Raw genomic sequence first — 26,248 nt, 5'->3', positions numbered from 1 at the left:
GCAGCGCGAGACCGGGCGTCGCTCTTACGCCTGCAGCCACCACACGGCTTCAAACGGACGCAGGGTCATGGCCGTCGGGCGATTAGCCGCTTCCGCGTAGTTGCTCATCAATACCTGCCAGTCGCCCTCCATCTCATCCGGCTGCCAGTTCTGGAATTCACGACTCAGGTTGGCCACTACCACCAGCGTTTGCCCCTGCCACTGCCGGCGATAGCACCACAGAGACGGATGCTCCGCGCAAAGATCGAGATAGTCGCCCCAGGTCAGCACCGGCGTGGTTTTGCGCAACGCGATCAGCTGCTGATAGGCATAAAACACCGAATCAGGATCGGCCAGCGCCGCCTCGGCGTTGATGTCGCGGTAGTTATCGCACAGCGCAATCCACGGTTCGCCCTCGCTGAAGCCGCCGTTCTCGTGGCCGTTCCACTGCATCGGCGTCCGGCTGTTGTCGCGGGATTTACTGGCCAGAATCGCCAGCAGCTCGTCGGGCGCCTGCCCCTGCGCCGAACGCTCAATAAACATGTTGTGGCTTTCGACATCGCGATAGTCGCTGATACGCGAGAAGTGCGGATTGGTCATGCCAATCTCTTCCCCCTGGTAGATATAGGGGGTGCCCTGCATACCGTGCAGCACCATCGCCAGCATTTTGGCCGCCGGAACCCGGTATTCGCCCTCATCGCCGAAGCGCGAAACGATGCGCGGCTGATCGTGGTTACACCAGAACAGGGCGTTCCACGCCCGATTGTGCATCCCCTGCTGCCAGTGGCTGAACAGCGCCTTCAGCGCCACGTAGTCAGGACGCGCGAGGCTCCATTTTTCGCCCCCGGGATAATCCACCTTCAGGTGATGGAAGTTAAAGGTCATTGACAGCTCGCGGCCGTCCTGCGCCGCGTACTGCTGGCAGTGTTCCAGGGTGGTGGAGGACATTTCCCCGACCGTCATCAGATTGCGCGGGGTGAAGACGTCGCGGCTCATCTCCTGCAGGAATTCGTGCACGCGCGGGCCGTCGGTATAAAAACGGCGGCCGTCGCCCTCGGCGTCTGACGGGAAGGACTGGTCTTTGGAGATCAGGTTGACCACGTCGAGGCGCAGGCCGTCAACGCCGCGATCGGCCCAGAATTCGCAGACCTTTTTTAGCTCCGCGCGCACGGCCGGGTTTTCCCAGTTGAGGTCCGCCTGCTCGGCGGCGAACAGGTGCAGATAGTACTGGCCGCTTTCGGCGTGCCACTGCCAGGCGTTGCCGCCGAACTTCGAGCGCCAGTTGTTCGGCGGGGTGGTGGGCTCGCCGTCGCGCCAGATATAAAACTGGCGGTACGGGCTCTCTCTGTTTAACGACTCGCGGAACCAGGCGTGGGCGGTCGAGGTGTGGTTGAAGACCATATCCAGCACGATACGGATGCCGCGCGCTTTAGCCTGCGCCACCAGTTCGTCAAAATCATCCAGCGTGCCGTAGGCCGGATCGATGGCGGTATAGTTCGCCACATCGTAACCGTTATCCACCTGCGGCGAGACGTAGAACGGGGTCAGCCAGATGGCGTCCACGCCGAGCTTGCGCAGGTAGTCGAGCCGCGCGGTGACCCCACGCAGATCGCCGGTACCGCTGCCGGTCGTATCCTGGAAACTCTTCGGATAGATTTGATAAATAACGCCGTTTTGCCACCAGAGGGGAAGGGTATTCATAGTGCTTTCCTGCTACAACGAGGGGGCGCTTTCGCGCCCCGGAAGGAAGATAAAGTCAGACAATCTGCAAGGTGCCTTGGCGGAATTTGCGCTGGTACACGAAGGTCGTGAGAACAATCGGCACGACGACGGCGATAGCCATTGCCAGGCCGTAAACCTGCCAGTAGGTCGGCTGGATGGAGAGGATGCCCGGCAGGCCGCCGACGCCGATCCCGTTCGCCATCACGCCGTTCAGGCCGCACAGCAGCCCGGCGAGGCCGGAGCCGATCATGGCGCAGAGCATCGGGAAGCGGTACTTGAGGTTGATCCCGTACATCGCTGGCTCGGTGACGCCAAGATAGGCGGAGATGGCCGCAGGGACGGAGATTTCACGCTCATTCTGCTTGCGGCTGGCGATAATAATGCCGACCACTGCCGAGGCCTGGGCAATGTTGGAGAGCGCAATCAGCGGCCACACCGGCGTACCGCCCATGCTCTGAATCATCTGCATATCGATAGCCAGCGTGGTCTGATGGACGCCGGTGATCACCAGCGGCGCATACAGGAAGCCGAACAGCGCGGCGCCAATCGGCGCGAAGCTACCGGTCATCAGGTGGCGCACCGCAAAGGCCACGCCGTCGCCGATCATGCGGCCGAACGGGCCGATAAAGGCGTGAGCAAGGAACACCGCCAGGATCAGGGAGCACACCGGCACTATTACCAGGTAGAGGTAGTCAGGCACGATGCGCTTCATGCGCGTTTCGATAAAGCCCAGCGCCAGACCCGCCAGCAGCGCCGGGATCACCTGCGCCTGATAGCCCACTTTAGCGATGGTAAACAGGCCGAAGTTCCACACTTCCGGTACCTGCTGGCCGAGCATATAGGCGTTCATCAGCTGGGGAGAAACCAGCGTGACGCCCAGCACGATGCCGAGGATCGGCGTGCCGCCCATTTTCTTCACCGCTGACCAGCAGATGCCGACCGGCAGATAGAAGAAGATGGCTTCGCCAATCAGCCACAGAAAGTCATAAATCGTTTTCAGCGACGGGTGCATTTGCGCCAGCGTCTGACCGTTGCTCATTGGCAGATCGCCGATCACGTTACGGAAGCCGAGGATCAGGCCGCCGCTGATCAGCGCCGGCAGCAGCGGGAAGAAGATCTCGGCAAAGTGCGAAATCAGCTGCTCGTGCCACTTCATGTTCTGCCGCGCGGCCTGTTTGGCCTGCTCTTTATCAGCAGATGCCTGGCCGGTGGTAGCCAGCAGCGCCTTGTAGTAATCGTCCACGTCCGTGCCAATTACGACCTGGAACTGCCCGGCGTTGGTAAAGCAGCCCTTCACCATGCGCAGCTGCTCAATTTCTTTCGGTTTGGCGATGGCCGGATTATTCAGCACAAAGCGCAGACGGGTAATACAGTGGCTGACGGTGGCGATGTTGTCGCGCCCGCCCACCAGTTCGATTAATTTATCGATGTCCTGCTGATTTACTTTACTCATTGTGAGGCCTCAAAACAGAGGGAAGAGATTGCGTAATGACCTGAGACGAATCCTAACCGCTCCGCTTCGTTTGCAAAATGGGAACGTTCCCGAAACGCAGCCACGATCACATAAATCCTGCCGGCGGGACTAAATCAGCGCCGCGGGAATGACGATTTGACGGGGGTTGGCGTTGCCGGCGATCTGCTCGATCAGCTGCCGCGCCGCCTGGCGTCCGGCCTCGGCGTAGCCCGGATCGACGGTGATAATTTCCGGGTGCAGGAACTTCAGCAGCGGCGTGCTGCCGACGCTGGCGATCTGCAGACCTTCAATGCGCTGTTCCTGCAAATACTTGCTGGCGCCTAGGGCGAGGGTATCGGTGGCGCAAAGCAGGGCGCTGCTGTCGGGGTTGAGGACGCTGGCGACGTTTTCATAACCCTGCTTCATGGCCAGGCCCGGCAGCGCGGCGGTGGGGGAGAGCCGGTGCTGATGGCAGAAATCGAGATAGGCCTGATGACGGCGCTGGCCGGTGGTGACGTCGCTGTGCGGCACCCCGAGGAAGCTGATATGACGATGGCCGCGATCGTAGAGACGCTGCATCAGCATCCTGACCGCGCCGTCGTCGTCGTAGCAGACCGAGGCAAAGCCCGGCGCGTCGCGGGCCAGCAGCACCAGGGTTTCGCGCCACGGCGTGAGCATCTCTTCGGTAATGCCGGTAAAGCCGAACAGCACCACGCCGTCGATGTGGCGGCGGGCGAGGATCCTGAGGTGCTCGCTAACCAGCGCCGGGGAGAACTGGCTCTCCATCATAATCGGATCGTAACCCTGCTCGTAAAAAGCGGGCAGCATCGTCTGCACGGCGAGGTTTTCTGAAAGCGAGTCCAGACGGGTGACGATAATCGCCACCACCTTGTCGCTCTGGCCGCGCATCGCGCGCGCGGAGCGGGAGGGGGAGAAGCCGTACTGCTGCATTACCGCTTCCACCCGCTCGCGGGTGCGCTCATTAACGCCGCTTTCGTTGTTGAGCACGCGCGATACCGTCGATTTCCCGACGCCGCTTAAGCGCGCGATATCTTTGATGGTCAGCCGGTTTTGCATGCAGGATTCTCGCGGTGGTCCGATTAAATTGAGCCTAATGCTACTCAACCAAACCGCAATGAGCAAAGTCTGGTTTACGTCCGGCGGCCGATCCGCTGACCGTTTGCGCGGCTTATCGCGGCAGGCGTGGCGCCAGGCCGCAGCGGCTATTCCGATACAGATCACATTTTCGCGATTTATTCGCGGGAATTTAACTTTTATATATGAAACCCGGAAAAAGCAACCTAACTATATAGCACTGATATTAAATAATATTTTAGCCATCAATAGCGGTGGATGATTTTTGACTTTTACCCGTAAAAGCGTGGGGCGAGCGGGGGCGAAGATTTTATTTACTCACTCACAAACGGCGGCTTTCGCCCGTATCCTGCCGCGAATTGACGGGATCGCCACATCAATTACACTGCCGCTAACTCTCACCTTTTCTGGAAAATGAGCGCAACGTAATGAAAAAATATCGTAGCCAGACGTGGTTTGGACGCAAGGATAAATCAGGGTTTATTGCCAGAAGCTGGTTAAAAAATCAGGGGCTGCCCAATGATATTTTTGATGGTCGCCCGGTTATCGGGATTTGTAATACCTGGTCTGAATTAACCCCCTGCAACGCGCATCTGCGCGATCTTGCCGAGCAGGTCAAAATGGGCGTTCTCGAGGCGGGCGGCGTGGCTTTTGAATTCCCGGTGATGTCGCTCGGCGAAGCGCTAATGAAGCCGACGACCATGCTGTTCCGCAACCTTGCCAGCATGGATGTTGAAGAGTCGATTCGTGGAAATCCCATTGACGGTGTGGTGCTGCTCACTAACTGCGACAAAACGACGCCATCCTGCCTGATGGGAGCGGCCAGCGTTGATTTACCGACGCTGGTGGTGAGCGGCGGACCGATGCTCAATGGCAAATATCGCGGGGCGGATATCGGTTCCGGCACCGATTTGTGGAAGTTTAGCGAGGATTTACGTGCGGGCCTCATGAGCCAGGCCGAGTTTGACGAGGTGGAAAACGCGATGTCGCGTAGCCCCGGCGCCTGCAATACGATGGGCACCGCGTCCACCCTCTCCTGCATGGTTGAGGCGCTGGGCATGTCGCTGCCGGGTTCTGCCGCCATTCCCGCCGTTGATGCCGCGCGTAGGCGGGTCTCCCGTCTGTCCGGTCGCCGTATTGTCGAGATGGTGAAAGAGGATCTGCGCATGTCGCAGATCCTGACCCGCGAGGCTTTCCAGAACGCCATCGTCGTCAATGCGGCAATCGGCGGCTCAACCAACTTTATCCTGCACCTTCTGGCGCTTGCCGGGCGCATCGAAGTTCCGCTGACGCTGGAGGATTTTGATCGGTTTAGCCAGAACGTTCCGCTGCTGGCGAATCTGAAACCATCGGGAGAGTTTCTGATGGAGGATTTCTACTACGCGGGCGGCGTTCCGGCGGTTATCGGCCAGCTTACCGACAAGCTGCATACGCAGGTGCTGCAGTGCAACGGCAAAACGCTGGAGGAGAACTACCGCGAGGCGGCGATTTTGAACCAGCGGGTTATCGCATCGCGGCAAAACGCGCTGCTGGATGACGCCGGAACGATTGTGCTGAAGGGCAACCTTTGCGCCGACGGCGCGGTGATAAAGCCTTCGGCCGCAACGCCGGCGCTGCTCAACCATACCGCGCGGGCGGTCGTTTTTGAGAACATTGAAGATTATAACCAGCGCATTAATGACCCGGATCTGGACGTACGGCCCGACGATATTCTGGTGCTGAAGGGCGTGGGGCCAAAGGGCTATCCGGGCATGCCGGAAGTCGGCAACTTTGGCCTGCCGCTGAAGATCCTGCAGCAGGGCGTGCGCGATATGGTGCGCATCTCGGACGGGCGCATGTCGGGCACCGCATTTGGCACGATTGTCCTGCACGTCAGCCCGGAATCGACCATCGGCGGAACCCTGGCGGTGGTGGAAAACGGCGACATGATTGAGCTGAACTGCCGCGAGCGCCGGCTGACGCTGCACGTCAGCGATAGCGAACTGAGCAGGCGTAAAGAAAACCGACCGCAGGAATATCCTGATTATCCCCGCGGCTACGCCAGCCTTTATATCCAGACGGTGCAGCAGGCGCACACCGGCGCCGACCTGAACTTTTTACCGGGTAAGTCAGGTAGTGACATTAAACGTGAACCCCATCCTGAATAATACACAGAGGAAATATTATGAGCCACGCCTGGTCAGATGATGAAACGTTATTTGCATTAGCAAAAGAAAAGCTCTTTGTTGCATTAGTGGGGGATATTCTGGATTCAATGGGATTGCTTCATCAGTTTTTATCGCCGCAGTTAAAACCGATTGATGCCAATATGGTTATTATTGGCCGGGCGATGCCGGTACTCGAAGCTGATTATTTCCAGCAAAGCGCTCCAGGCCATAATACGCTCAGCGAAAAGCCGTTCGGCTTAATGTTTCACGCGCTGGACGATCTGCAAAAGAATGAAGTTTATATTTGTGCGGGCGGCTCGCTACGCTATGCGCAATGGGGCGGGCTAATGTCGACCCGCGCCATGCAGTGCGGGGCGGCTGGAGCCGTTATTCATGGCTACCATCGGGACAGCCATGAAATTTTGGACCTCGGTTTCCCGGTGGCCTCCTTTGGCAGCTACGCGCAGGATCAGGGACCGCGCGGCAAGGTGGTCGACTGGCGCGTGCCTGTTGAACTGGACGGCGTGCGCGTTGCGCCTGGCGATGTGATTTTTGGCGATCGCGACGGCGTGCTGGTGATCCCGGCGGAGGCCGTGGACGAAGCCTTCCACGGGGCCTTTGAAAAGGCCAAAGGCGAAAATGAAGTGCTGCACGCGCTGAGAACAGGCATGAGTACCGTCGAGGCTTTTGATAAGTTCGGTATTATGTAAGGGTTATTCTATTGCTCTCCGGGTTTTTATTCTGCCATCACGCTTATGTATCGACATCATTATTTGATGAACTAATTAAGGATGCAATTATGTGTTCTGCAGACCGTCGTATTGAAAGAACGACGATAAATAAAATTTCACTGAAAATAATACCGATCATGGTGATGCTCTACGTTATTGCCTATATCGATCGGCAGAATATAGGCTTCGCAAAACTTCATATGGCGGAAAGCCTGTCGTTGAGCGAAACCGCCTATGGTCTTGGCGCATCGTTATTCTTTATCGGCTACTTATTATTTGAAGTTCCAGGCAATATCATGCTGCATAAAGTTGGCGCCCGCTTATGGTTTGCCAGGATTATGCTGACGTGGGGCGCGATTACGGTTTTAATGGCTTTTACCTCCAGCGCCAGCATGTTTTACGTTTTACGCTTTTGCCTCGGCGCCGCCGAGGCGGGGCTGTATCCCGGCCTGCTTTATTACATGACCCGCTGGTTTCCTTTGGCGTACCGTCCCCGGGTGGTGGGCTATCTGATTATGGCCAGCCTGGCGGCGAATCTGATCGGGGCTCCGATTAATGGCGCGCTATTAAGCATTCACGGCATATTGAATCTTGAAGGCTGGCAGTGGATTTTCATTGGCACCGGGCTGCCGGCGCTGCTGTTTATTATTCCGGTCCTTTTTTGGCTGCCCGATACGCCGGAAAAGGCCCGCTTTATGACCGCGGAGGAAAAAGCCTGGCTTGGGGCGATGCTGCAGCAGGAACAGAGCCGGGATCGGGATCGCCAGGTGAGCGGCGTGTTGAAAACGTTGAAAGATGCACGGGTGCTGCTGCTGGCGCTGGTGCTGGGCTTTATTTCCTTCGGCGCCTATGGTCTGAGCTACTGGATGCCAACCATTGTCAAAGGGTTTGGCGTATCCGATATGACCAACGGGCTGATCAACATGATCCCCTGGCTGATGGCGATGCTGCTGCTCTGGTGGATGACGCGCAATCCGGAGCGGACCTCCGATCCGGTGAAAAATATTGCCTTGCCGATGCTGGTGGCCGCTATTTTCCTTGCCGGCAGCGCGTTGTTTATCGCCACGCCCTGGCTGAGTTTTTTATGCATAACCTTGGTGATTATGGCTATATTTTCAATTCAGCCCTGCTTCTGGACCCTGACGCGATTTTTAGGCGGCTCGGCGGCAGCGGCCGGATTAGCGGCGATAAACTCGCTGGCTAACCTCGGCGGTTTCTTTGCGCAAAATACCGTTCCGGCGGTACGCGATCTGACGGGGAGCGTCAGCGCTCCGATGTACTATTTAGGCGGGTGTATGGCCATCGGCTGCGTGGTGACGCTATTGACGATTCGCTATCTGCACCGACGCAGCGACGATCGCGATCCCCTGTCCCCTACCGATGCGCCACAGAAAGGAGCGTTATGACCGATTATCGTGCCCCGGCGTTAAGCCGGGGTTTACGCGTACTGGAATATTTGTCGGCGTCGGGCGTCCCTATGACGATGGGGGAGATTAGCCTGGCGCTCAGCCTCTCCTTTAACCATCTGTTCCGGATTATTCAGTGCCTGGAAGAGGAGGGGTACCTCAAACAGGATGCCCGGCGCTATTACCATCTGACCGATAAACTCACCCTCACCGGCCAGTATCGCTATATCGAGCAGCTGGCGCAGTCGGAACGCTGCCAGCAGCTGATGAAAGACTTCACCTGGCGCACCAATCAGCCCTGCCACCTCGCCGGGCTGCGGGACGATCGGGTGGTGGTTATCGCCCATCGTCATCCGGACTTCACCCCGGCGATTAGCGCCAGAGAAGGGGCGCTACTGCATACCATCCGCTCAAGCTCATCGCTGGTGCTTCTGGCCTTCGCCAGCGACCAGGATAGCTGGCGTTTGATCCGTCATTACGCGCTGGATACGGCGTTACGCGGGGAGATGGTCGAGCAGCTCTCGCGCATAAAATCCCAGGGGTTTGCTGAAATCCCGCACGATCGCATTATTGGGCTGACGTCGGCCTCGTGGCCCATTTTCGGGCCTGATAGCTACGCCCATGCGGTGATTACCTGCCCGTGGTTCGATCGGCTGCCGGGAGATTATGAAGAGACAAAACAGGCCTTAGGCGAAATGGCGGAGGCGCTGGGCGATGCGCTTGCGGCGCTAATGCGTTCGCGATGCTGAACGCGTGATAAAAAGGCCTGAACGGCTGCGCGTATACGTTTGGTTTAGTTACGCGGGGTTACCATAGCCATAATTGCCACAAATAGATCGCTGGCCGCGGTATAATCCGCGCCGTTTTTACTCACTTACCGGAGATTTTATGGACCCCGATCCCACTCCTCATCCTCGATGGAGTTATACCCCTTTCCGGTAAGCCTGCTTAGCACTGCTTTACCGGAAGCGTAAAGCAGTGACGTCCTTGATGTCCCTGCCATAAAAAAATAATGCCTGACAGGTATGGTTTTACCGTGCCCGTCGATTTGCTGCGTTCGCTGTGCGAGCGCGGAGGGACTGTTTATGCTGAAAAATTTTACCCGGCAGCTGTTTACGCAGCTTAGCCGCCATTTGCCACACCGCCTGGTGCAGCGCGATCCGCTGCCCGATGCCCGCAATCTGGCCAGCGCGCCGATCCCGGACTCGTTGGGCAAACGCTGTCTGAACGTGGCGGCAATGGATGAAAACGAAATCTGGCGCGCCTTCGACAGCCACCCGGAAGGGCTCAACGCCGCCGAGGTGGCGCAGAAAATTGCGGCGCACGGCGACAACCAAATCCCCGCCCAGCAGCCTTCGCCGTGGTGGGTACATCTGTGGACCTGCTATCGCAACCCCTTCAACCTGCTGCTGACCGTGCTGGGCGTCGTCTCCTATTCCACGGAGGATCTGTTCGCCGCGGGCGTGATTGCGCTGATGGTCGGGATCTCCACGCTGCTCAACTTTATTCAGGAAGCCCGCTCCACCAAAGCGGCGGATGCGCTGAAAGCGATGGTCAGCAACACCGCCACGGTGCTGCGGGTGGTCAACGAGCAGGGCGAAAGCCGCTGGTGCGAGCTGCCTATCGATCGGCTGGTGCCGGGGGATATCGTTAAGCTCTCGGCGGGAGATATGATCCCGGCAGACCTGCGCATCCTCCAGGCGCGCGATCTTTTTGTCGCCCAGGCGTCGCTGACCGGCGAATCGCTGCCGGTGGAAAAAGTGGCCCGCACCCGCGATGCGCTGCAGGCCAACCCGCTGGAGTGCGACACCCTGTGCTTTATGGGGACCAACGTGGTGAGCGGAACGGCGCAGGCGATCGTGTTCGCTACCGGCGGCGGCACCTGGTTCGGCCAGCTGGCCGGGCGGGTGAGCGAGCAGGAGAGCGAACCCAACGCCTTCCAGAAAGGCATCAGCCGCGTCAGCATGCTGCTGATTCGCTTTATGCTGGTGATGGCGCCGGTGGTGCTGCTGATTAACGGCTTTACCAAAGGAGACTGGTGGGAAGCGGCGCTGTTCGCCCTGTCGGTGGCGGTTGGCCTGACGCCGGAAATGCTGCCGATGATCGTCACCTCGACTCTGGCGCGCGGGGCGGTGAAGCTGTCGAAACAGAAAGTTATCGTCAAACACCTCGACGCAATCCAGAACTTTGGCGCGATGGATATCCTGTGTACCGATAAAACCGGCACCCTGACCCAGGATAAAATCGTGCTGGAAAACCATACCGACGTGTCCGGTAAGGTGAGCGAGCTGGTGCTGAACTCCGCCTGGCTTAACAGCCACTACCAGACCGGGCTGAAAAATCTGCTGGATACGGCGGTGCTGGAAGGCGTGGAGCTGGATGCCGCTCGCCAGCTTGCCGAGCGCTGGCAGAAAGTGGACGAGATCCCGTTCGACTTTGAGCGCCGCCGGATGTCGGTGGTGGTGAGCGAGCAGGAAGGCGTCCATCAGCTTATCTGTAAAGGCGCGCTACAGGAGATCCTCAACGTCTCGACCCAGGTTCGCTACAACGGTGAAATCGTGCCGCTGGACGAGACCATGCTGCGCCGTATCCGCCGCGTCACCGACACCCTCAATCGCCAGGGGCTGCGCGTGGTGGCGGTGGCTACCCGCTATCTGCCGGCGCGGGAAGGGGACTATCAGCGGGCCGATGAGTCGGATCTGATCCTCGAAGGTTATATCGCGTTTCTCGATCCGCCGAAAGAGACTACCGCCCCGGCGCTGAAAGCGCTGAAGGCCAGCGGCATTACCGTCAAAATCCTCACCGGCGATAGCGAGCTGGTGGCGGCGAAGGTGTGCCATGAGGTGGGCCTCGACGCGGGAGAGGTGGTTATTGGGAGCCAGATTGAAGCGCTCAGCGATGATGAGCTGGCGGCGCTGGCTAAACGAACCACTCTTTTTGCGCGCCTGGCGCCGCTGCATAAAGAGCGCATCGTGACGCTGCTCAAACGCGAGGGGCACGTGGTGGGCTTTATGGGCGACGGGATTAACGACGCCCCGGCGCTGCGCGCGGCGGACATCGGTATTTCCGTTGACGGAGCGGTGGATATCGCCCGCGAGGCGGCGGATATCATCCTGCTTGAAAAGAGCCTGATGGTGCTGGAAGAGGGGGTGATCGAAGGGCGTCGTACTTTTGCCAACATGCTCAAGTACATCAAGATGACCGCCAGCTCGAACTTCGGTAACGTCTTCAGCGTGCTGGTGGCGAGCGCATTTCTGCCGTTCCTGCCGATGCTGCCGCTGCATCTGCTGATCCAGAACCTGCTGTACGATGTATCCCAGGTGGCGATCCCGTTTGATAACGTTGACGACGAGCAGATCCGTAAACCGCAGCGCTGGAATCCGGCCGAGCTGGGACGCTTTATGGTCTTCTTCGGCCCGATAAGCTCAATCTTCGATATCCTCACCTTCTGCCTGATGTGGTGGGTGTTCCACGCCAACGTGCCGGAAGCGCAGACGCTGTTCCAGTCTGGCTGGTTTATTGAAGGGCTGCTGTCGCAAACGCTGATTGTGCATATGATCCGTACCCGCCGTATTCCGTTTGTTCAGAGCCGCGCCGCGTGGCCGCTGTTTGCGATGACCCTGGTGGTGATGGTGGTCGGCATCGCGCTGCCGTTCTCGCCGCTGGCGGGCTATTTGCAGCTGCAGGCGCTGCCGCTGAGCTACTTCCCGTGGCTGATTGCGATTCTGGCGGGCTACATGACGCTGACCCAGATGGTCAAAGGTTTCTACAGCCGTCGCTACGGCTGGCAGTAACCCTGACTTCCTCCGCCCCTCTCCCGCTCAGGGAGAGGGCATTTATCTTAAACTTCATCAAGTTGTGAAGCGCGTCATTACATTTCCTTGACGCTATTTTTCGCGCGTGTTAACCAAATGTTTTGCTTTTTTTGGCCCGTCATCAAAAGGAAAACTCATGCTTAACACCGTGCGCTATGGCCTGCTTACCAGCGGATTAATTCTCAGCGGCCTGGCCTGCGCCGCACCGGCGGGCGACCTGCCGCTTATGCCCTGGCCGGCTCACGTCGAGCGCCCGCAGGCGCAGGGCGCGCTGGTGCTGAATAATCAGCTGACGCTGAACGTCAGCGGCGACGATTTGGGGGATGCCGCCAGCCGCTGGCGCGAGCGCATCGCCCGCCAGACCGGCTGGACGCTGCAGCCGCAAATGACCGCCGCGAAAACGCCGACTATTGCGGTGGTGATTGCCAAAAAGGTCCCGGCCATTCCGCGCCCCGACAGCGATGAAAGCTACCAGCTGAAGGTGACCGCCGAGGGCGTGACCCTCAAGGCGAACACCCGTTTCGGCGCCCTGCGCGGGATGGAAACCCTGCTCCAGCTGATACAGAACGGCGCGGAGAATACCGCCATTCCTTACGTCACGATCGACGATGCGCCGCGCTTCCCGTGGCGCGGGCTGCTGCTGGACTCCGCGCGCCACTTTATGCCGCTGGAGGCCATTAAGCGGCAGATCGACGGCATGGCGGCCGCCAAGCTCAACGTCTTCCACTGGCACCTGACCGACGATCAGGGCTGGCGCTTTGCCTCCACGCGCTACCCGAAGCTGCAGCAGCAGGCCAGCGACGGGCTGTTCTACACTCAGGCGCAGATGAAAGAGATCGTGCGCTACGCGACGGATCGCGGCATCCGCGTGGTGCCGGAAATCGATATGCCGGGACACGCCTCGGCCATTGCGGTGGCCTATCCGGAGCTGATGAGCGCGCCGGGCCCCTATCAAATGGAGCGCCACTGGGGCGTGCTTAAGCCGGTGCTCGACCCGACCAAAGAGGCCACTTACGCCTTTGCCGAGGCGATGATCGGCGAGCTGGCGGCGATCTTCCCCGACCCTTATCTGCATATTGGCGGGGATGAGGTGGACGACAGCCAGTGGCAGGCGAACCCGGCGATCCAGAAATTTATGCGCGATAAGGGGCTGGCGGACAGCCACGCGCTGCAGGCGTACTTCAACCGCAGGCTGGAGGCGATCCTCGAAAAACATCGTCGCCAGATGGTGGGCTGGGACGAAATCTATCACCCCGATCTGCCGAAAAGCATTTTGATCCAGTCGTGGCAGGGGCAGGATGCGCTGGGGGAGGTGGCGAAGCACGGCTATCGCGGGATCCTCTCTACCGGATTTTATCTCGATCAGCCGCAGTACACCGCCTATCACTACCGCAATGAAATCGTGCCGCAGGGGCTGAACGGCGTCGATACCATTACCGATAACGACAGCGCCCAAAGCTGGAGCTTCGTGATGCCGCGGCTCAAGGGGAGCGCGGTGGAAGGCAGCTTCACGCTGGTAAAAGGGGAGAGCGGCTGGCGCGGGTTTATTGATTTTAAAGGAAAATCTCGACGGGCGGTGCAGGATATCGCATGGCTGAATGATAACCAGATAACCTTTAGCGTCGATACCTGGATGGGGGAAACCCGCCCGGTGCTGACCGTCAACGACGATAAGCTTGGCGGCTACTTCCTGCTGGGCAACGTCCGCTATCCGGTGAGCGGGCAGCGGCTGGACGAGGTGCCGGAGGGGAGCCAGCCGGTGGTTCCCGATGGCGAACAGCAGAAGAACCTGCTCGGCGGCGAAGCGGCGCTGTGGGCGGAAAACGTGGTGGCGCCGGTGCTGGATATTAAGCTGTGGCCGCGAACCTTCGCGGTCGCCGAGCGCCTGTGGTCGGCGCAGGATGTCAAAGACAGCGACAATATGTACCAGCGTCTGCAGGCGATGGACGGCTGGTCAACGGTCTCGGTCGGCCTGCAGCAGCACGGCCAGCAGCTGGTGCAGTTCACCCGGCTGGCAAACGGCGGCAGCACCCTGGCGCTGCAGATCCTCGTCCAGGCCATCGAACCGGCGCACTATTACACCCGCCAGCATCTGAAATTCCAGGCCAACAACTATCATCAGTTCGAGCCGCTGAACCGGCTGGCCGACGCGCTGCCGGCGGAGAGCGACACAGTGCGCAGCCTTAACCGCTGGGCCGAAAGGCTGATTAGCGATGCGGAAGATAGCGAAAGCGCGGACGCGCTGCGTCATGTCTTTACCCGCTGGCAAAATAATACCGCCGATGCGCTGGCGCTAACTGAAAGCAGCTATCAGCTGGCGGCGATCGGCCCGGTGGTGCAGCAGGTTGATAAGCTGGCGACGCTGGGGATGCGCCTGACGGACCTGGTGGCTCGCCAGGGAACGCTGGATGATAAGGAGTATGCGTCGGTGCAGGCGCAGCTGGATGAGGCGGCGAAAACCCAGGATGAGCTGGTGATTGCGGCGGTCTATCCGCTGGAGAAACTGCTGCGGGCGACGAAGGTCGAGTAGGTGATATATGACCATGCCGGCCCCGGGGCCGGCATGGTAGCAGAGTTCGCTTTCCGTAGAGCCCGGCAGCTTAGCCAACGATCCCGTTCAGCTTTTTCATCACCTCATCGGACAGTGCAATTTGCGCGCTTGCCAGGTTCTCCTGCAAATGCTGCGGCGATGACGTGCCGGGGATCAGCAGAATATTGGGCGAGCGCTTGAGCAGCCAGGCGAGGGCGACCTGCATGGGCGTTGCCTGTAATTCGCTGGCGACGTCATCGAGCAGCGCGGACTGTAGCGGCGAGAAACCACCGAGCGGGAAGAACGGCACGTAGGCGATCCCCTGCGCGGCCAGGCTATCGACCAGCTCGTCGTCCTGCCGGTTGGCAAGGTTATACATATTCTGAACGCAGACAATCGGCGTCATCTTTTGCGCATCGACGATCTGTTTGGCGGTCACATTACTCAGGCCAATATGACGGATTAATCCGCGCTCTTTCAGCTGAATCAGCGTTTCCAGCTCTTTTTCCAGCGAGCCTTCCTTCGGCGTGTGGACGTCATGCATGCTGCGCAGATTCACCACCTGCATGGCGTCCAGCCCCAGATTCTGTAAGTTATCTTCTACCGCGCGGGTCAGCTCTTGCGGACTGAAGGCCGGGAGCCACCCGCCTTTGTCATCCCGCCGTGCGCCAACTTTAGTGACGATGCTCAGGTCGTCGGAATAGGGATGTAGCGCTTTTTTAATCAGCCGGTTGGTCTCATGCGGGCCGTAAAAATCGCTGGTATCAATGTGGTTAACGCCGGAGGCGACGGCGTCACGAAGAACCTGAATTGCCCGCGCTTCATCCTTCACCGGGCCAAAAACGCCCGGGCCTGCCAGCTGCATTGCGCCATAGCCTAAACGGTTAACTTCGCGGTCGCCGAGGCGGTAAGTCATTGTGGGTTTTGACATGGTGCTCTCCTGTATGAGTGTGTTTCGATTGTATCGGTGAATGCGCTGTGCAACTATCCAGCTAAATAAGAACAACCTGTACGAGGTGGCGCACAGTGTCGATGGATATTGGTTTGCTGCATGCGGTGGTAGAAGTGGCGAAGGCCGGGGGATTTCGCGAGGCCGCAAGGATCACCGGCAGCAGCGCGTCGCGGCTAAGCGATGCGGTGCGTCGTGCGGAAGAGCAGCTTGGTATCAGGCTGTTTCATCGCACCACGCGCACCGTGGTGTTGACCGAGGCCGGCAGGGCGCTGATTGAGCGCCTGCTTCCGGCCATGAATGAAGTGGACGCCGCGCTGGATTCGCTCAATCGCTATCGTAATACTCCCGGCGGCACGCTGCGGCTGAACGTGCCGGTCAGCGCCGCGCGGCTGGTATTGCCCTCTCTGGTGCCGGAGTTTATCCGCCGTTATCCCAATATTCAGCTGGAGATCGTCGCCGAAAGTAACGTCCAGGATGTGTTTCGTGACGGCTGCGATGCCGGCATTCGCTATGACGAGCGGCTCGAACAGGATGTGATTGCCCTTCCTATCGGCCCGCGTCGCCAGCGCTTTGCCACTGCCGCTGCCCCGGCGTATTTAAGCCAGCATGGCAGACCAACGCATCCGCGCGATTTGATGCGCCATCAATGTATACGCGGCCGTTACGCCACGGGCGTCATGCCGGCGTGGGAGTTTGAGCGTGAGGGAGAGAGCTACAGCGTACAGGTGAATGGCCCGCTGGTGGTGAGCGTCGGTAGCGCAGTCGACCTGGCGGTCGAGTCCGCGATTGCCGGTATTGGCGTTATCTATCTGTTCGAAGAGTGGCTGCGGCCCGCTATCGCCAGCGGCCAGCTCGAGGCAATACTACAGCCGTGGTGGCTGTCGTTCTCCGGGCCCTATCTTTACTACAACGATCGTCGCCTGATCCCCGTGCCCCTGCAGGCGTTTATTGATTTTGTGCGCGAGATGAATGCGTCGTCATGAGATGAATCGCCGAAGATAGCCCTCTCCGCAGCGGAGAGGGCCGAACAATCAGCGACGAATCGCGATCGCTTCAATCTCAATCTTCACGTCTTTCGGCAGACGCGCAACTTCGACGCAGGAGCGTGCCGGGAAGGTCGCATCATGTTCGGTGAAAAACGCTTCATAAGCGGCGTTCACGGTGGCGAAGTCGTTCAGGTCTTTGACGAATACGGTGGTTTTAACGATATCGCCCACTTTCAGGCCTGCCGCTTCAACGATAGCCTTTACGTTGTCCAGAGACTGGCGCGCCTGAGCGGCAACATCTTCCGGTACGCTACCCGTTTTAGGATCAACCGGGATCTGGCCGGAAGTGATGATCATGCTACCCAGATCAACACCCTGAACGTACGGGCCGATAGCTGCGGGTGCATTTTCCGTCGCGATAGTTTTAGACATGAGTTCTCCTGAATAACAGCTTAATTAAGAAGTGACGCAGCATCCTTCGAGTTGCATCGACGCGGCAGGGGGCGAGTCGCCGTCAAGGAAGCAGCTTGAAGGATAGCGCGTAAGGACCCGGCCATTATAGGGAGCCGGGTTGCCAATACCAACCTCAATTAGTCGGCCAGAACCACATAATGTGAAAACTCTTTTTCACAATATTTGCACTTCAGAGCGATGTCGTTTTCGCGTTTTTTCACCGCAAAACTGGATGAAACGGGCTCGGCGTGGCTGATACAGTTGCTGTTCGGGCACACCAGCACGTTGTTAATCCGATCCGGCAGGTTAGGCCGCGACTTGCCGACCACTTCGTAATCGTCGATACGGTTGACCGTCGCAAGCGGGGCGTACAGCGACAGCTGGTTGACCTGCTCGTCGGTGAGGAAGGTATTCTCGATTTTAATCAGATCCTTGCGGCCCATTTCTCCCGATGGCAGATTCAGGCCGATGGTGATGCGCTGGTCGGTTTCGGTCAGCTTGAACAGCGTCAGCAGCTTAAAGCCCACCTGCGCGGGGATGTGGTCGATGACGGTGCCACGCTTAATGGCTTCTACCTGCAGTTTATTATCATGTGTCATGGTCGTTTCCCCTTACAGAGCCAGCTCGCTAGTTAGTACCAGTGCCAGTAACGCCTGGCGTGCGAAGATGCCGTTGCCAGCCTGCTGGAAGTACCAGGCGTGCGGCGTTTTATCAACATCGGTGGTGATTTCGTCAATGCGTGGCAGCGGGTGCAGCACTTTCATATTGTCGCGGGCGCCTTCCAGATCGGCGGCGCGCAGCACAAACTGCGCCTTCACGTTGGCATATTCCGACGGGTCGAGGCGCTCTTTCTGTACGCGGGTCATATACAGAATATCGACCTCCTCCATGACCTCATCAATGGCGCTATGTACGCTCCAGGCAATCCCTTTCTCATCAAGCATATCGAGGATGTACTGCGGCATGGCCAGCGCGTCAGGGGCGATAAAGTAGAAGCGGTTGCCGTTAAATTTCGCCAGCGCCTGGGTCAGGGAGTGCACTGTGCGGCCGTATTTAAGGTCGCCGACCATCGCCACGTTAAGGTTTTCCAGGCGGCCCTGGGTTTCCTGGATGGTGAACAGATCCAGCAGGGTTTGCGTCGGGTGCTGATTGGCGCCGTCGCCGGCGTTGAGCACCGGAATTCCGCCGGAGAATTCGGTTGCCAGCCGCGACGCGCCTTCCTGCGGATGACGCATCACGATGGCGTCAACGTAGGTGCTGATGACCGAAATGGTGTCGGCGAGGGTTTCGCCTTTTTTGCCCAACGAGGTGTTGCTGCTGTCGGAGAAGCCTACCACGCTGGCGCCGAGGCGATGCATTGAGGTTTCGAACGACAGTCGGGTGCGGGTGGAGGCTTCAAAGAAACAGCTGGCGATAACCTTGTGCTTCAGCAGTTCCGGCTGCGGGCGCGCTTTCAGCTTTGCAGCGGTCGCTAGGACCAGTTCAAGGTCTTCGCGGCTGAGATCGTTTATGGAAATGATATGTTTTTGATATAGCGGGTTAGCCATGTTTATCTCCTGACGCCTGGGCAAAAAAAAAGCCCCTTAAATAAGGGGCTTCGAGAATTCATTGAGCAACGGAAAGAAAAACGCTACGCCAGCGCCTGTTTTCAGACGCGGTAAGACAGAATGTCGTACGCAATAGACCATGCTTCCTCCCGGCAAATCGACCGGCATTATACGCAGCTCAAATTTCGGATCAAGCGATTAGTCCACAAACAGGTAAACGTTTGCTTCGATAACGCCGCGTCAGCGCAAAAAAGCGTTAAAAAGTGGTGGTATGGCAGTCGCAAGGGGCGTATAAAAATCAGAAATGAAAAGCTGTTTTATATTTGAGGGTTATTATGATCGTCGGGAACATTTATCATCTGCAGGCCTGGCTACCGGAACCGCTGCGCCAGGCTATCGAATATGTTAAGGCTCACGTCAGCGAGGAGACGCCGCTCGGTAAGCATGATATTGACGGCAACAATCTGTTTTATCTGATTTCGCAGGACACTACCGAAGCGCTCAGCGAGCGCCGCGCCGAGTATCACGCGCGCTACCTGGATATCCAGATTGTGCTGCAGGGCGAGGAGGGGATGACCTTCAGTACCCGGCCCGCCGGGACGCCGGATATCGACTGGCTGGCGGATAAAGACATTGCGTTCCTTGCCGCCGGCGAGCAGGAGAAAACCATGATTCTCAGCGCGGGAGATTTTGTGGTGTTTTATCCGGGGGAGGTGCATAAGCCGCTGTGTGCGGTGGGCTCGCCCGCCAAAGTGCGCAAAGCGGTGGTGAAGATGCTGATGGGCTAAGCGCCGTCAATCCCCGGTCGTGCTGCACTTACCGGGGCGACGGGCCGGTGCGGTAGCCCGGATAAGGCGCTGCGCGCCGCCTCCGGGAAATTCCCGCCGGGTTATTTACTCAAGGTCGCGACCATCACCGCCTTGATGGTATGCATGCGGTTTTCGGCCTGATCGAAGACGATGCTCGCCGCAGATTCAAACACCTCGTCGGTGACCTCCATGCCGCCGTGCAGCCCGAACTCGGCGGCCATCTGCTTGCCAAGCGCGGTTTGATCGTCGTGGAACGCCGGCAGGCAGTGGAGGAACTTCACCTGCGGATTGCCGGTCAGCGCCATCATGCTGCTGTTCACCTGATAGTCACGCAGCTGGGCGATACGCTCGGCCCACTTCTCTTTGGCTTCGCCCATCGATACCCAAACGTCGGTGTAGATAAAGTCCGCGCCCTTCACGCCGGCGGCGATATCTTCGGTCAGGGTGATGTTGCCGCCGTTCTTTTGCGCCAGCGCTTTGCACTCGGCCACCAGGCTCTCTTCCGGCCAGCAGGCCGACGGCGCGACGAGACGCAGATCCAGTCCGGTAAGTGCCGCCGCTTCGAGCATCGAATTGCCCATGTTATTACGCGCGTCGCCAGCATACGCAAGGGTCATTTCGTTGAACGCTTTCCCCGGCAGATGTTCCTGCATGGTCAGCAGATCCGCCAGCAGCTGGGTAGGGTGAAATTCGTTGGTCAGGCCGTTCCACACCGGCACGCCGGCGTATTGGGCGAGGGTTTCAACCACTTCCTGGCCGTGGCCGCGATACTGAATACCGTCATACATCCGGCCCAGCACGCGGGCGGTATCTTTAATTGACTCTTTATGGCCGATTTGGCTGCCGCTTGGCCCGAGGTAGGTTACGCGCGCGCCCTGATCGAATGCGGCAACTTCGAAAGAGCATCGTGTGCGGGTAGAGTCTTTTTCGAAGATGAGCGCGATGTTTTTGCCGGCGAGATGCTGGATTTCAATACTGTTTTTTTTATCGGTTTTGAGTCTGGTCGCCAGCTTGAGCAGGGCCGTGATTTCTGCAGGTGTAAAATCAAGCAACTTCAAAAAATGCTTCTGATAAAACGTGGACATGTTTCCCTCGCATGGTTTAAACCACTTATTGAATTAAAATTCACTTTATATGTATGAATATTCATTTGCAACCCCGCGACACAAATCTTTCGCACAAAGGTGGAGGCAATCACGGCGGTATGTGACAATAGAAGTAACTGCCGCACATTAAGAGGAACGAGCCATGGCAAACCCGGAACTACTGGAAGAACAGCGTGAAGAAACGCGTCTGATTATTGAAGAGCTGCTCGAAGACGGCAGCGATCCGGACGCGCTGTACACCATCGAGCATCATCTCTCCGCCGACGACTTCGAAACGCTGGAAAAAGTTGCGGTAGAAGCCTTCAAGCTGGGTTATGAAGTGACCGAGCCGGAAGAGCTGGAAGTCGAAGAAGGCGAAACCGTTATTTGCTGCGACATCCTGAGCGAGAGCGCGCTGAAGGTTGAGCTGATTGACGCCCAGGTTGAACAGCTGCTGACGCTGGCAGAAAAGTTTGGCGTGGAGTATGACGGTTGGGGCACCTACTTCGAAGACCCTAACGGTGAAGATGGCGACGAAGACGATGACGAAGATTTCGTCGATGAAGATGACGACGGCGTACGTCACTAAGCCGCTGATGGATACGGCGGTATCTGCCGCCGTATAGCAAGGAATCTCGATGGATTACCCGCAAATACTCTCCCCCATACTCAACTTCCTGCACTGTACAACTCCGCAAGCGTGGATTGATGAAGCTCGTAAGCCGGAACACCTGCCGCTGCTGCTCACCGATCATATGGTTTGCGAGCTGAAAGCGGCGCAAAACGCCATGCTGCTGGTGCGTAAATATGTGGCGGATAAAGAGGGCGCCGATGAGCTGCTGGCCTGCCTGAAGCCGTACGAGGACTTTACCTACCGCTGGGGCCCGGAGCCGGATTTCGTCGCGCTGCATAAGCAGATAAATAAAAGCACGATGCCGCATACGGACGACCCGTGGGGGCGCCAGCTGATTGACAGTATGGTGCTGCTGATTAAAGAAGAGTTGCATCACTTTTGGCAGGTGCGCGAGATAATGCTGGCGCACGACATTCCTTACGTCAAAATCACCGCCAGCAGCTACGCCCGCGGATTACGCCGGGAGGTGCGATCCCATGAGCCGGCGATGCTGATCGATAAGCTGATTTGCGGGGCCTATATCGAAGCGCGCTCCTGCGAGCGCTTTGCCGCCCTGGCGCCGTGGCTGGACGACGACCTGCAGAAGTTCTATCTGTCGCTGCTGCGCTCGGAAGCGCGCCACTTCGAGGATTATCTGCGCCTGGCGCAGCAGATTGCCGGAGACGATATCAGCGAGCGCGTGCGCCAGCTGGGCGCCGCGGAAGCCGCGTTGATTAACGCGCCGGAGGCCGAGATTCGCTTTCATAGCGGAGTGCCGGTGGCGGCCTGAAGCGGGGTTCCCGGAGCAACGGGATGAGGGCGGGTCCCCGGTAGGCGCAGCGCGGCCGGGGAGGCGTAAATTACAGCGTTTTAAGCATCCGAACTTCGCAATCAACGTGGCCGGTATGGCCTAGCGGCCCGTCGATATGCTCGAAGCCAAGGTGCTCATATAAACCCACCGCTTCCTTCAGGAAGGCGGTCGTTTCCAGGTAGCAGCGCCTGAAACCCTGCTCGCGGGCATGATCCAGCGCGAGCAGCGCCAGCTTTTTCGCCAGCCCCTGTCCGCGGGCCGAAGTCATAAAGTACATTTTCTGCAGCTCGCAGATATCGGGCTCGCTGTGGGCCAATGGCGCCACGCCGCCGCCGCCGACCACCTGACCATTCTGCTCCACCACCCAGTATGCGGAACCCGGCTGGCTGTAGAGCTGGAAAAGCTCATCCAGATTAGGGTCGGCTACCGTATAGCCTTTATCGGCGGTCAGCCCGTATTCGGCTGAAACCTGGCGAATAACGCCGGCGATAGCCGCATTGTCTTGCGCGGTGATCCGGCGCAGCGACACCGTGATGGTCGCGATCGTATTCATACGATTACTCATAGCAAAAATGGCGGATGATGTTGTTGTTAATAACATCGGAAAAGGGGGCAGCGCAAGCGCTGTTCAACGCGACGGGCGTTTGTGCTGCAACCTGGGGTCTTCAGCGCGTGGTATCCGCGGTGATTGTGCCCCTTGCCCGGTCGGACAAGGGGCAGAGGATTACAGCGCGGCGATCACGGCCTGCTGTTCAACCAGCTTGGTTTTCGCTTCCGCATAACCTTCCAGCTTTTCACGCTCTTTAGCAATGACCGCTTCCGGCGCGCGGGCGACAAAGCCTTCGTTGGAGAGCTTGCTTTCGATACGGCCGATTTCCGCTTCGACTTTCGCCACTTCTTTCGCCAGACGCGCCAGCTCGGCGTCTTTGTCGATAAGGCCGGCCATCGGGATCAGCAGCTCGGCGCCGTCGATGATCTTGGCGACCGAAACCGGGCCTTTATCATCGGCAGCCAGCACGGTGATGCTTTCCAGTCGCGCCAGGTTCAGCAGGAAGCTGCGGTTGTCGTTTACGCGACGAATCGCATCGTTGCTACAGCCGCGCAGCAGAAGCTCCAGCGGTTTGCCTGGGGCAATGTTCATTTCCGCGCGAATGTTACGCACGGCGATGATTGCCTGCTTCAGCCACTCGGTATCGGAAGCCGCGGCTTCATCAACCTGCGATGCATCGTACTGCGGGAACGGCTGCAGCATGATGGTATCGGCCGTCACGCCGCAGATGACCTTCACGCGCTGCCAGATGGTTTCAGTGATAAACGGAATGATCGGGTGCGCCAGGCGCAGCAGGCCTTCCAGCACGGTTACCAGCGTATTGCGGGTACCGCGCAGCTCGGCCTCGGTGCCGCCGTTCATCACCGGCTTGGTCAGCTCCAGATACCAGTCGCAGAACTGGTTCCAGGTGAACTCGTACAGAATGCCCGCGGCAATATCGAAGCGGAAGTTATCCAGCGCTTCGCGGTACGCTTTGATGGTCTGGTTAAATTCCGCAAGGATCCAGCGGTCGGCCAGAGAGAGCTCCATTGCGCCGCCGTTGAAGCCGCAATCCTGATCTTCGGTATTCATCAGCACGAAACGGCTGGCGTTCCACAGCTTGTTACAGAAGTTACGGTAACCTTCCAGGCGCTTCATATCCCAGTTGATGTCGCGGCCGGTAGAGGCCAGCGCCGCCAGGGTGAAGCGCAGGGCGTCGGTACCGTGCGGCTCGATGCCGTCCGGGAACTGTTTTTCGGTACGCTTAGCGATTTTTTCCGCCAGCTGCGGCTGCATCATGTTGCCGGTGCGTTTTTCCAGCAGGTCAGCCAGGGAAATACCGTCGACCATATCCAGCGGGTCAATGACGTTACCCTTGGATTTGGACATCTTCTGGCCTTCGTCATCGCGAATCAGGCCGGTCATGTAGACGGTCTTAAACGGTACCTGCGGCTTGCCGTTTTCATCTTTGATGAAGTGCATGGTCATCATGATCATGCGGGCAATCCAGAAGAAGATGATGTCGAAGCCGGATACCATCACGCTGGTTGGGTGGAACTGACGCAGCACGTCGGTGTTTTCCGGCCAGCCGAGGGTGGAGAACGTCCACAGCGCGGAGGAGAACCAGGTATCGAGAACGTCGTCGTCCTGGCGCAGCGCCACGTCGGCGGAGAGGTTGTTTTCCTGGCGCACTTCGTCTTCGTTACGGCCAACGTAGACGTTGCCTTCGTTGTCGTACCATGCCGGGATGCGGTGGCCCCACCACAGCTGACGGGAGATACACCAGTCCTGAATATCGCGCATCCAGGAGAAATACATGTTTTCGTACTGCTTAGGCACGAACTGAATGTCGCCGTTCTCAACCGCTTCAACCGCCGGTTTTGCCAAAACGTCGGCACGAACGTACCACTGATCGGTCAGCATCGGCTCGATAACCACGCCGCCGCGATCGCCGTACGGTACGGTCAGGTCGTGCGGTTTAATCTCTTCTAACAGGCCCAGCGCGTCAACGGCGGCAACCACCGCTTTACGCGCGGCAAAACGTTCCAGATTCTGGAACTGAGCCGGGATCTCGTTGGGGTAGGCGTCAGACTCGTTGCCTTTGCTGTCGTACACTTCCGCGCTTTCACGGATATCGCCGTCAAAGGTCAGGATATTGATCATCGGCAGGCCGTGACGTTTACCGACTTCGTAGTCGTTAAAGTCGTGCGCCGGGGTGATCTTCACGCAGCCGGTGCCCTTTTCCATATCGGCGTGTTCATCGCCCACGACTGGAATGCGGCGGTCAACCAGCGGCAGAATAACGAATTTGCCGATCAGGTCTTTATAGCGCGGATCTTCCGGGTTAACCGCCACGCCGGTATCGCCGAGCACGGTTTCCGGACGAGTGGTGGCGACCACCAGGTAATCTTTGCCGTCGGCGGTTTTCGCGCCGTCGGCCAGCGGGTAGCGGATGTGCCACATGGAGCCTTTAGACTCGCGGTTTTCCACTTCGAGGTCGGAAATCGCGGTGCGCAGCTTCGGGTCCCAGTTGACCAGGCGCTTGCCGCGGTAGATCAGATCTTCTTTGTACAGGCGGACAAAGACTTCCTTCACGGCGTTGGAGAGGCCTTCATCCATGGTGAAGCGCTCGCGCTCCCAGTCCACGGAGTTGCCCAGGCGGCGCATCTGACGGGTAATGGTGCCGCCGGATTCCGCTTTCCACTGCCAGATTTTATCGATAAAGGCGTCGCGACCGTAATCGTGGCGGGTTTTACCTTCTTCGGCGGCAATCTTACGTTCAACCACCATCTGGGTTGCGATACCCGCGTGGTCGGTACCGGCCTGCCACAGAGTATTTTTACCCTGCATACGCTGGTAGCGAATCATGGTATCCATGATGGTTTGCTGGAAGGCATGACCCATATGCAAACTGCCGGTGACGTTCGGCGGTGGGATCATGATGCAGAAGCTCTCCTGGCTTTCATCACCATTCGGTTTGAAATAGCCCTGCTTTTCCCAGTGCTCGTAAAGCGGCTGTTCGATATCTTGTGGGTTGTATGTCTTTTCCATTATTTCCAGGTTGCCGTGTTCAGGTTGAAACCAGCCATGCGGTACGCTTTGTAGCGTTCGCGCGCCAGTTGTTTCAGAGAGTCTTCGTAAGGGACAAAGTCTATCACTTCTGTGAAAGCGGTGGCAAAATCTGCAAAGTTTACCCGCAGACTGATCAGGATGTCCCGCGGGCTGCTGTTGCGCTTCTGCGGCCAGGCGACCTCCACCGGCGCGCCGCCTCTGGGGCCTTCTCCCGCCAGATTGTGCGGGACAAAACTCTCCGGTGGCCGCGTCCACAGCGCTTCGTCGAGGCGAATGGCCTGCTGCTCATCTTCACAGGCGATCAGCACGCGTTTGCCGCTGCGCCAGCGTTCTGCGGCAATCTCACACACCAGCTGTTCGACGGCGCTTAAACCGTCCTGCTGCGCGTCATTGTCCAGAAGATAAAAGGTTGCGTTCTTCATATCTCTACCCGTTGTCTTTCCCGTTGCCTCTTGGTTGGCTGCCTTTGGGCACTCCAGCCGCAGAGTAAACTATGCTGGCGGGAGTGTGCTC

Annotated in this window: 25 protein-coding genes; 11 read left to right on the top strand and 14 right to left on the bottom strand. The window is 58.3% G+C overall.

Features of this window, described 5'->3' with window-relative positions; genetic code table 11:
• Positions 1 to 24: 24 nt before the first annotated feature.
• The 3 genes from treC to treR all read right to left on the bottom strand — a co-directional run bounded on the left by treC (position 25) and on the right by treR (position 4,231).
• Positions 25 to 1,680: an alpha,alpha-phosphotrehalase gene (treC, locus tag NWP14_RS22340; protein WP_375216031.1), complete on the bottom strand. Its 1,656-nt coding sequence runs from the start codon at positions 1,678 to 1,680 to the stop codon at positions 25 to 27.
• 55 nt (positions 1,681 to 1,735) lie between these two features.
• Positions 1,736 to 3,154, bottom strand: a complete 1,419-nt coding sequence (gene treB / locus NWP14_RS22335) for a PTS trehalose transporter subunit IIBC (protein WP_095104306.1) — start codon at positions 3,152 to 3,154, stop codon at positions 1,736 to 1,738.
• Between the two features lie 129 nt (positions 3,155 to 3,283).
• The gene (gene treR / locus NWP14_RS22330) at positions 3,284 to 4,231 is read right to left on the bottom strand and encodes a trehalose operon repressor TreR (protein WP_375216030.1); all 948 of its coding nucleotides are present in this window, start codon (positions 4,229 to 4,231) and stop codon (positions 3,284 to 3,286) included.
• 446 nt (positions 4,232 to 4,677) lie between these two features.
• On the opposite strand from treR, the gene NWP14_RS22325 reads away from it, so the two are divergent.
• The 7 genes from NWP14_RS22325 (at position 4,678) to NWP14_RS22295 (ending at position 14,878) form a co-directional block, all read left to right on the top strand.
• Positions 4,678 to 6,396: an IlvD/Edd family dehydratase gene (locus tag NWP14_RS22325; RefSeq protein WP_375216029.1), complete on the top strand. Its 1,719-nt coding sequence runs from the start codon at positions 4,678 to 4,680 to the stop codon at positions 6,394 to 6,396.
• Between the two features lie 17 nt (positions 6,397 to 6,413).
• Complete coding sequence (locus tag NWP14_RS22320) at positions 6,414 to 7,106, top strand: RraA family protein (protein WP_375216028.1); 693 nt, start codon at positions 6,414 to 6,416, stop codon at positions 7,104 to 7,106.
• Between the two features lie 89 nt (positions 7,107 to 7,195).
• Positions 7,196 to 8,533 (top strand): MFS transporter, encoded by a 1,338-nt coding sequence (locus tag NWP14_RS22315; protein WP_375216027.1) that lies wholly within the window; start codon positions 7,196 to 7,198, stop codon positions 8,531 to 8,533.
• On the top strand, positions 8,530 to 9,282 hold the full coding sequence (locus NWP14_RS22310) for an IclR family transcriptional regulator (protein WP_375216026.1): 753 nt from the start codon (positions 8,530 to 8,532) through the stop codon (positions 9,280 to 9,282). Before NWP14_RS22315 ends, NWP14_RS22310 begins: the two co-directional genes overlap by 4 nt.
• 139 nt (positions 9,283 to 9,421) lie before the next feature.
• The gene (gene mgtL / locus NWP14_RS22305; protein ID WP_220432789.1) at positions 9,422 to 9,475 is read left to right on the top strand and encodes a mgtA regulatory leader peptide MgtL; all 54 of its coding nucleotides are present in this window, start codon (positions 9,422 to 9,424) and stop codon (positions 9,473 to 9,475) included.
• Between the two features lie 143 nt (positions 9,476 to 9,618).
• Positions 9,619 to 12,327, top strand: a complete 2,709-nt coding sequence (gene mgtA / locus NWP14_RS22300; RefSeq protein WP_375216025.1) for a magnesium-translocating P-type ATPase — start codon at positions 9,619 to 9,621, stop codon at positions 12,325 to 12,327.
• A 157-nt stretch (positions 12,328 to 12,484) separates the two neighbouring features.
• Positions 12,485 to 14,878 carry a beta-N-acetylhexosaminidase gene (locus NWP14_RS22295; protein ID WP_375216024.1) on the top strand — a complete coding sequence of 798 codons (2,394 nt, stop codon included), beginning with the start codon at positions 12,485 to 12,487 and terminating at the stop codon, positions 14,876 to 14,878.
• A gap of 70 nt (positions 14,879 to 14,948) precedes the next feature.
• Here NWP14_RS22295 and NWP14_RS22290 read toward each other — a convergent pair whose 3' ends face one another.
• Positions 14,949 to 15,809, bottom strand: a complete 861-nt coding sequence (locus NWP14_RS22290; protein ID WP_375216023.1) for an aldo/keto reductase family oxidoreductase — start codon at positions 15,807 to 15,809, stop codon at positions 14,949 to 14,951.
• Between the two features lie 95 nt (positions 15,810 to 15,904).
• Here NWP14_RS22290 and NWP14_RS22285 point away from each other — a divergent pair, with 95 nt between their 5' ends.
• On the top strand, positions 15,905 to 16,813 hold the full coding sequence (locus NWP14_RS22285; RefSeq protein WP_095104293.1) for a LysR substrate-binding domain-containing protein: 909 nt from the start codon (positions 15,905 to 15,907) through the stop codon (positions 16,811 to 16,813).
• A 48-nt stretch (positions 16,814 to 16,861) separates the two neighbouring features.
• On the opposite strand, the gene ridA is transcribed toward NWP14_RS22285, so the two are convergent.
• The 5 genes from ridA to NWP14_RS22260 form a co-directional block, all read right to left on the bottom strand.
• On the bottom strand, positions 16,862 to 17,248 hold the full coding sequence (gene ridA, locus NWP14_RS22280) for a 2-iminobutanoate/2-iminopropanoate deaminase (protein ID WP_076946998.1): 387 nt from the start codon (positions 17,246 to 17,248) through the stop codon (positions 16,862 to 16,864).
• Positions 17,249 to 17,406: 158 nt separating this feature from the next.
• The gene (gene pyrI, locus NWP14_RS22275; RefSeq protein WP_095104291.1) at positions 17,407 to 17,868 is read right to left on the bottom strand and encodes an aspartate carbamoyltransferase regulatory subunit; all 462 of its coding nucleotides are present in this window, start codon (positions 17,866 to 17,868) and stop codon (positions 17,407 to 17,409) included.
• 12 nt (positions 17,869 to 17,880) lie between these two features.
• A complete protein-coding gene (gene pyrB, locus NWP14_RS22270; RefSeq protein WP_095104289.1) occupies positions 17,881 to 18,816 on the bottom strand; it encodes an aspartate carbamoyltransferase in 936 nt (311 codons plus the stop codon).
• 2 nt (positions 18,817 to 18,818) lie between these two features.
• Positions 18,819 to 18,878, bottom strand: coding sequence for a pyrBI operon leader peptide (locus tag NWP14_RS22265; RefSeq protein ID WP_112150686.1), 60 nt, complete (start codon positions 18,876 to 18,878; stop codon positions 18,819 to 18,821).
• Positions 18,853 to 18,957: a pyrBI operon leader peptide gene (locus NWP14_RS22260; protein WP_080773194.1), complete on the bottom strand. Its 105-nt coding sequence runs from the start codon at positions 18,955 to 18,957 to the stop codon at positions 18,853 to 18,855. Before NWP14_RS22260 ends, NWP14_RS22265 begins: the two co-directional genes overlap by 26 nt.
• 194 nt (positions 18,958 to 19,151) lie before the next feature.
• Here NWP14_RS22260 and NWP14_RS22255 point away from each other — a divergent pair, with 194 nt between their 5' ends.
• Positions 19,152 to 19,604 (top strand): YhcH/YjgK/YiaL family protein, encoded by a 453-nt coding sequence (locus tag NWP14_RS22255; RefSeq protein ID WP_095104287.1) that lies wholly within the window; start codon positions 19,152 to 19,154, stop codon positions 19,602 to 19,604.
• 101 nt (positions 19,605 to 19,705) lie between these two features.
• Here the strand turns inward: NWP14_RS22255 and argF are convergent, their stop codons facing one another.
• Both argF and NWP14_RS22245 read right to left on the bottom strand, forming a co-directional pair.
• A complete protein-coding gene (gene argF, locus NWP14_RS22250) occupies positions 19,706 to 20,710 on the bottom strand; it encodes an ornithine carbamoyltransferase (RefSeq protein ID WP_095104285.1) in 1,005 nt (334 codons plus the stop codon).
• Complete coding sequence (locus NWP14_RS22245) at positions 20,680 to 20,775, bottom strand: hypothetical protein (RefSeq protein ID WP_223261819.1); 96 nt, start codon at positions 20,773 to 20,775, stop codon at positions 20,680 to 20,682. The genes argF and NWP14_RS22245 overlap by 31 nt, the downstream gene beginning before the upstream one ends.
• A gap of 98 nt (positions 20,776 to 20,873) precedes the next feature.
• On the opposite strand from NWP14_RS22245, the gene rraB reads away from it, so the two are divergent.
• Both rraB and miaE read left to right on the top strand, forming a co-directional pair.
• Positions 20,874 to 21,299, top strand: a complete 426-nt coding sequence (rraB, locus tag NWP14_RS22240) for a ribonuclease E inhibitor RraB (RefSeq protein ID WP_095104283.1) — start codon at positions 20,874 to 20,876, stop codon at positions 21,297 to 21,299.
• Positions 21,300 to 21,348: 49 nt separating this feature from the next.
• Positions 21,349 to 22,113, top strand: coding sequence for a tRNA isopentenyl-2-thiomethyl-A-37 hydroxylase MiaE (gene miaE, locus NWP14_RS22235; RefSeq protein ID WP_095104281.1), 765 nt, complete (start codon positions 21,349 to 21,351; stop codon positions 22,111 to 22,113).
• 70 nt (positions 22,114 to 22,183) lie between these two features.
• On the opposite strand, the gene NWP14_RS22230 is transcribed toward miaE, so the two are convergent.
• From NWP14_RS22230 to holC, 3 genes are all read right to left on the bottom strand, one after another.
• Positions 22,184 to 22,687, bottom strand: a complete 504-nt coding sequence (locus NWP14_RS22230; protein ID WP_133601045.1) for a GNAT family N-acetyltransferase — start codon at positions 22,685 to 22,687, stop codon at positions 22,184 to 22,186.
• A 171-nt stretch (positions 22,688 to 22,858) separates the two neighbouring features.
• A complete protein-coding gene (locus NWP14_RS22225; RefSeq protein WP_375216022.1) occupies positions 22,859 to 25,714 on the bottom strand; it encodes a valine--tRNA ligase in 2,856 nt (951 codons plus the stop codon).
• Positions 25,714 to 26,157 (bottom strand): DNA polymerase III subunit chi, encoded by a 444-nt coding sequence (gene holC / locus NWP14_RS22220; protein WP_095104275.1) that lies wholly within the window; start codon positions 26,155 to 26,157, stop codon positions 25,714 to 25,716. Before holC ends, NWP14_RS22225 begins: the two co-directional genes overlap by 1 nt.
• Between the last annotated feature and the right edge of the window lie 91 nt (positions 26,158 to 26,248).

It is taken from the genome of Klebsiella sp. C349492, assembly GCF_042055345.1.
GTDB lineage: Bacteria > Pseudomonadota > Gammaproteobacteria > Enterobacterales > Enterobacteriaceae > Klebsiella > Klebsiella scottii.
This window is presented reverse-complemented; position numbering and strand designations above follow the sequence as displayed.